1 protein-coding gene and 4 pseudogenes are annotated in these 4,605 nt (G+C 62.5%); all 5 read right to left on the bottom strand.

Annotated elements, in window-relative coordinates; all coding sequences use genetic code 11:
* Nucleotides 1–187 (bottom strand): annotated as a pseudogene (locus JCM13995_RS17925) (phosphoribosylamine--glycine ligase); the annotation flags it as partial.
* 51 nt (nucleotides 188–238) lie between these two features.
* Nucleotides 239–1,761 (bottom strand): annotated as a pseudogene (gene purH, locus JCM13995_RS12975) (bifunctional phosphoribosylaminoimidazolecarboxamide formyltransferase/IMP cyclohydrolase).
* Nucleotides 1,761–2,330, bottom strand: a complete 570-nt coding sequence (purN, locus tag JCM13995_RS12970; protein ID WP_054666353.1) for a phosphoribosylglycinamide formyltransferase — start codon at nucleotides 2,328–2,330, stop codon at nucleotides 1,761–1,763. The pseudogene purH and the gene purN overlap by 1 nt, the downstream one beginning before the upstream one ends.
* Nucleotides 2,281–3,332: pseudogene (purM, locus tag JCM13995_RS12965) on the bottom strand (phosphoribosylformylglycinamidine cyclo-ligase). The gene purN and the pseudogene purM overlap by 50 nt, the downstream one beginning before the upstream one ends.
* Nucleotides 3,329–4,605 (bottom strand): annotated as a pseudogene (purF, locus tag JCM13995_RS12960) (amidophosphoribosyltransferase); the annotation flags it as partial. The pseudogenes purF and purM, both read right to left, overlap by 4 nt.

Here is a 4,605-nt window from a genome sequence, read left to right as displayed (position 1 = left end):
CCGCCAGCGGCTGCTCGGGCCCGACAAACGTCAAGGCAACGTGATCTTTGGCAAAGGCAATGAGCGCCTCGGTTTCAGCCTCATCGATTGCCACCGGCGTCAGCCCAATCAGTGCCATGCCGGCGTTGCCCGGCGCCACAAACACCTGCCCCACTTGCGGCGAGCGCAGAAACGCCCGCCCGAGCGCACTTTCTCGGCCGCTTGGCCGATCACCAACACATTGACCATCACTGCCTCCTTAGTGGCGGAAGTGCCGCACGCCGGTCGTCACCATCGCGATGCCGTACTTGTCTGCCATCGCGATCGAATCCTTGTCGCGAATCGAGCCGCCGGGCTGAATGATGGCCTTGATGTCATGCTGCGCCGCGTATTCCACACAGTCGTCCATCGGGAAAAAGGCGTCCGAGGCCATCACCGCCCCGGCGAAGTGCTTATTCTGCTGGGCCTCGTTTAGGGCGATTTCCACCGAACCAATCCGGTTCATCTGCCCGGCGCCGATGCCGAGCGTCTGCCCCTTCTTGGCGACCACAATCGCGTTACTCTTGACGTGCTTGACCACCTGCTGAGCAAACAGCAGCGAGGCAATTTGGTCCGCAGTTGGCTGCACCTTCGTCACCACCGTCAGGTCGGCGGCAGTTTCGATCTTTGTGTCGGTGGTTTGCCGCAGCACCCCACCGTTGACCGCAACGGTTTCGACCCGCTCCGGCAGCGGTCCGCCGGCCAGGTTGATGGTCAGCAGCCGGACGTTTTTCTTCTTGGCCAACACCGCAAAGGCATCGTCATCAAAGCTGGGCGCCATGATGATCTCCAAAAACAGCGCGTGCATCTTCTCGGCGGTGGCGAGGTCCACCGGCCGGTTCAGCGCGATGATGCCACCGAAAATCGACATCGGATCGGCTGCGTAGGCCTTGTCCCAGGCCGCCTCGATGGTTGCCCCTTGGCCGATGCCGCACGGTTCATGTGCTTAACCGCGACCACAGTCGGTTCCTGATACTCGTTGACCATGGCCAGCGCGGCGTCGGCGTCGCGAATGTTGTTGAAGGACAGCGCCTTACCGTGCAGCTGCTTGGCGTTGACCAGCGATTCAGCCGGGGCGTCGGGTGAGCCGTAAAAGGCGGCCTGCTGATAACTGTTTTCACCGTAACGCAGGCTTTGCACCTTGCTGAAGGTCGGGGTGAACTGCTGCGGGAAGGGCTCAGGATCCAGGTAGGCGGCGATTTGGGCATCATAGGCAGCGGTGATCTGGAAGACCTTGGCGGCAAGCTGCGTCCGCAGCGCTGCATCGTCCTCATCCAGGCCGGTCAAGACCCGCGCGTAATCCGCGGGATCGGCCACGGCCCACACGCTGGCCGCGTTTTTGGCCGCCGCGCGCAAGGCGCTGGGCCCGCCGATATCGATCTGTTCGATGGCCTCTGCCCGTGTTGTTTCCGGCTTGGCGATCGTTGCCGCAAACGGGTACAGGTTCACGCACACCAGGTCGATGGGCTGAATGTCTCGCGCTTTGAGCGCCGCCATGTGAGTCGGCTCATCCCGCTTGGCCAAGATGCCGGCGTGAATGTTCGGGTGCAGCGTCTTGACCCGGCCGTCCAACATTTCGGGAAAACCGGTCACCGCTTCGACGGCGGTCACGGTGAGGCCGGCCTTTTCCAAAGTGGCCTTGGTGCCGCCAGTGGACACCAGTTCGAAGCCGCGATCGATCAGTCCCGCGGCAAATTCCTGCAGGCCGGTTTTATCGGACACACTTAACAATGCGCGTTTCACTAGATTTTCTCCTCCTTGATGAGTGCTTCAATTGTCTGGGGCAACAGGTGGTGCTCAACATCGTGGATCGCCGTTTCCAGCTCGGGCAAGGTGGTGCCCTCGCCGATCAGCACCGGCGCCTGGGCGATGATCTTGCCAGAGTCGATGCCGGCATCGACGTAATGAACCGTCACGCCGGTCACCTTGACGCCGTAATTAAATGCATCAGCGATGCCGGTGCGCCCGGGAAAACTCGGCAGCAGTGCCGGATGCAGGTTGATGATGCGGTTCGGGTAGGCATTTAGCAGCGTGGACCCGATGATCCGCATGAACCCTGCCAGCACAATCAGGTCACACGCCGGCAAGTGGGCAATCAGCGCCGCCTCAGCCGCAGCCTTATCCGGGTAATCGCGGTAGTTGAGCGCGATCACCGGAATGCCTCGGCGCTTCGCCTTGGCCAGCACCGGTGCCCCTGGCTGATCGCACACCAGGGCCAGGATCGCCGCTGTTTTGGTCCGGTCAAAATGATCGGCCAGCGCCTCAAAGTTCGAACCGGTGCCAGAAGCGAAAACAATCAGCTTTTTGGTCATGGCTTCCCCCATTCCACCGCGGCTGGGTGCGCGGCACGACCTGCCCGATGCGCTTGGCGTGCGGATCGGCTTGCAGCACCGCGGCCACATTTTCCGGCGCGACCGCGAGCACCATGCCGATGCCCAAGTTGAAGGTTTTGCGCATTTCGTCATCGCTGATCGCCGCAGCCTGCTGAATGCGCTGAAAAATTTCCGGCCACTGCCAGGCTTGCGGATCAAAGCGCGCGGCCAGGTCTTTTGGCAGCAGCCGCGGCACGTTTTCGGTAAACCCGCCGCCAGTGATGTGCGCAGCGCCGTGCAGCAAACCGGCCTTGAGCAGGCGCAGCATCGGCTTCACGTACAGGCGCGTGGGGGTCAAAAGCGCCGTGCGGATCTCGGTGCCGTCAGACAACGGCATCATCCCGAAATTTGTTTCTGCGAGCAGCGCCCGCACCAGGGAGAAGCCGTTCGAGTGCACCCCGCTGCTCGGCAGCCCAATCAGCACATCGCCTGTTTGGACCCCTTGCGGCAGCAACTGCTCGCGGGACGCCAGCCCCACGGCAAAACCGGCCAGATCGTAGTGCTTTTGCGGGTACATCCCTGGCATTTCGGCCGTTTCACCGCCGATCAGGCTCATTTGCGCCTCGCGGCAGCCGTACGCGATTCCGCGCACCACGTCCTCGACGCGGCTGGGGATCAGCTGGTCGGTCGCCAGGTAGTCCAGGAAAAACAGCGGTGTTGCGCCGGAGGCCACCAGGTCATTGGCGACCATTGCGACTAAATCAATGCCGATGGTTTCATGCTGGTCGCACTCAAGCGCCAGTAGCAGTTTCGTGCCGACGCATCAGTGGCGGATAGCAGGACCGGGTGCTTGACCTTCGGCAACGCATAGGCCGCCGCAAAGCCGCCCAAATCACCCAGCACGTTTTGGTCCTGCGTGGCCTTGACCAGCGGGGCGATTCGCGAAACGGCTTCGTTGCCGGCCGCGACATTCACCCCGGCTTGCTCATAATTCAGACTCATCGTGCAGCCACCTCCTCGACGTTCAGTGTCAGCTTTGAGAGTTCTTCTTTCAGGTTCGCCGCGTAATCGTCCAGCGGCGTCGGGTACTTACCGGTGAAATACGCCACGCACAGGCCGCGGTTCGGCGCGGTGGTTTGCAGATTCACGCTATCTTCCAGCCCCTGCACGGACAAAAAGCCCAAGCTTTCCACCCCCAGGAGCTGACGCATGGCCGCCACACTGTAATTGGCGGCCAGCAATTCCTTGGTGGACTGAATATCGATTCCGTAAAAGCACGGGAAGCGCAGCGGCGGGCTGGCGATGCGCAAGTGCACACTCTTGGCGCCGGCTCCTTGAGCAGCTGGACGATCTGCTTGGCGGTGGTCCCGCGCACGATCGAATCATCGATCAGCACGACCCGCTTGCCGTTGACCACCGCTTTGAGCGCGGAAAGCTTGAGGCGCACGCTGCGTTCGCGCAGCGCCTGCGTGGCTGAATAAAGGTCCGCGCCACGTACTGACTCTTGATGAGCCCCATTTCGTACGGATCCCGCTTTCCTGCGCGTAGCCGATGGCGGCGGACAGGCCGGAGTTGGGCACCCCGACCACGATGTCTCCGGCCGCCGGCTGCTCTTGCGCCAGCCGCTTGCCCATGGCCACGCGCGCCTGGTGCACGTTGACGCCGTGAATCTCCGAATCCGGGCGGGCAAAGTAGATGTACTCCATCGAGCACACCGCCAGCTGCGTGTGCGTGGTGTATTGTTCCGCGGTCATCCCGGCGTTGGTAACCGTGATCAGCTCGCCGGGCTGCACGTCCTTGATGAACTCGGCGCCGACCACGTTGAGCGCCGCAGTCTCGCTGCAGATGACATAGCCGCCGCTGGGCAGCTGGCCGACCACCAGCGGCCGAAACCCGTTGGGATCGCACGCCGCGTAAAGGCCATTTTCCGTCAGCAGGGCGAAGGCAAAACCCCCGTGGACCTGGTTCAGCGCGTCGATCAGCTGGCCCTTGAAGGTTTTCGCCGGACTGCGGCGCAGCAGGTGCATCAGGACCTCAGTGTCGCTGGTCGACTGAAAAATCGCGCCATTTTGCTCCAGCGAAGCCCGCAGGCTCAGCGCGTTGGTCAGGTTGCCGTTGTGGGCCAGCGCCACCGCCCCGTCGGAAAAGCGAAACAACAGCGGCTGAATGTTTTCGAGGATTGCCCCGCCGGCCGTGGCGTAACGCACGTGACCCAGCGCGGCCGGGCCGCGCAATGCGATCAGGTCAGCCGGCTGGGCAAACACCTGCGACACCA

This window comes from Lacticaseibacillus camelliae DSM 22697 = JCM 13995 (assembly GCF_001311195.1).
In the GTDB taxonomy this organism is placed as follows: domain Bacteria; phylum Bacillota; class Bacilli; order Lactobacillales; family Lactobacillaceae; genus Lacticaseibacillus; species Lacticaseibacillus camelliae.
Note: the sequence above shows the minus strand (reverse complement) of the source record. Positions and strands in the feature narration are given on the sequence as shown.

Bases quoted from the DNA above. Each gene is read 5' to 3' on its own strand.
- purN (WP_054666353.1), bottom strand. From the start codon at position 2,330: ATGACCAAAAAGCTGATTGTTTTCGCTTCTGGCACCGGTTCGAACTTT.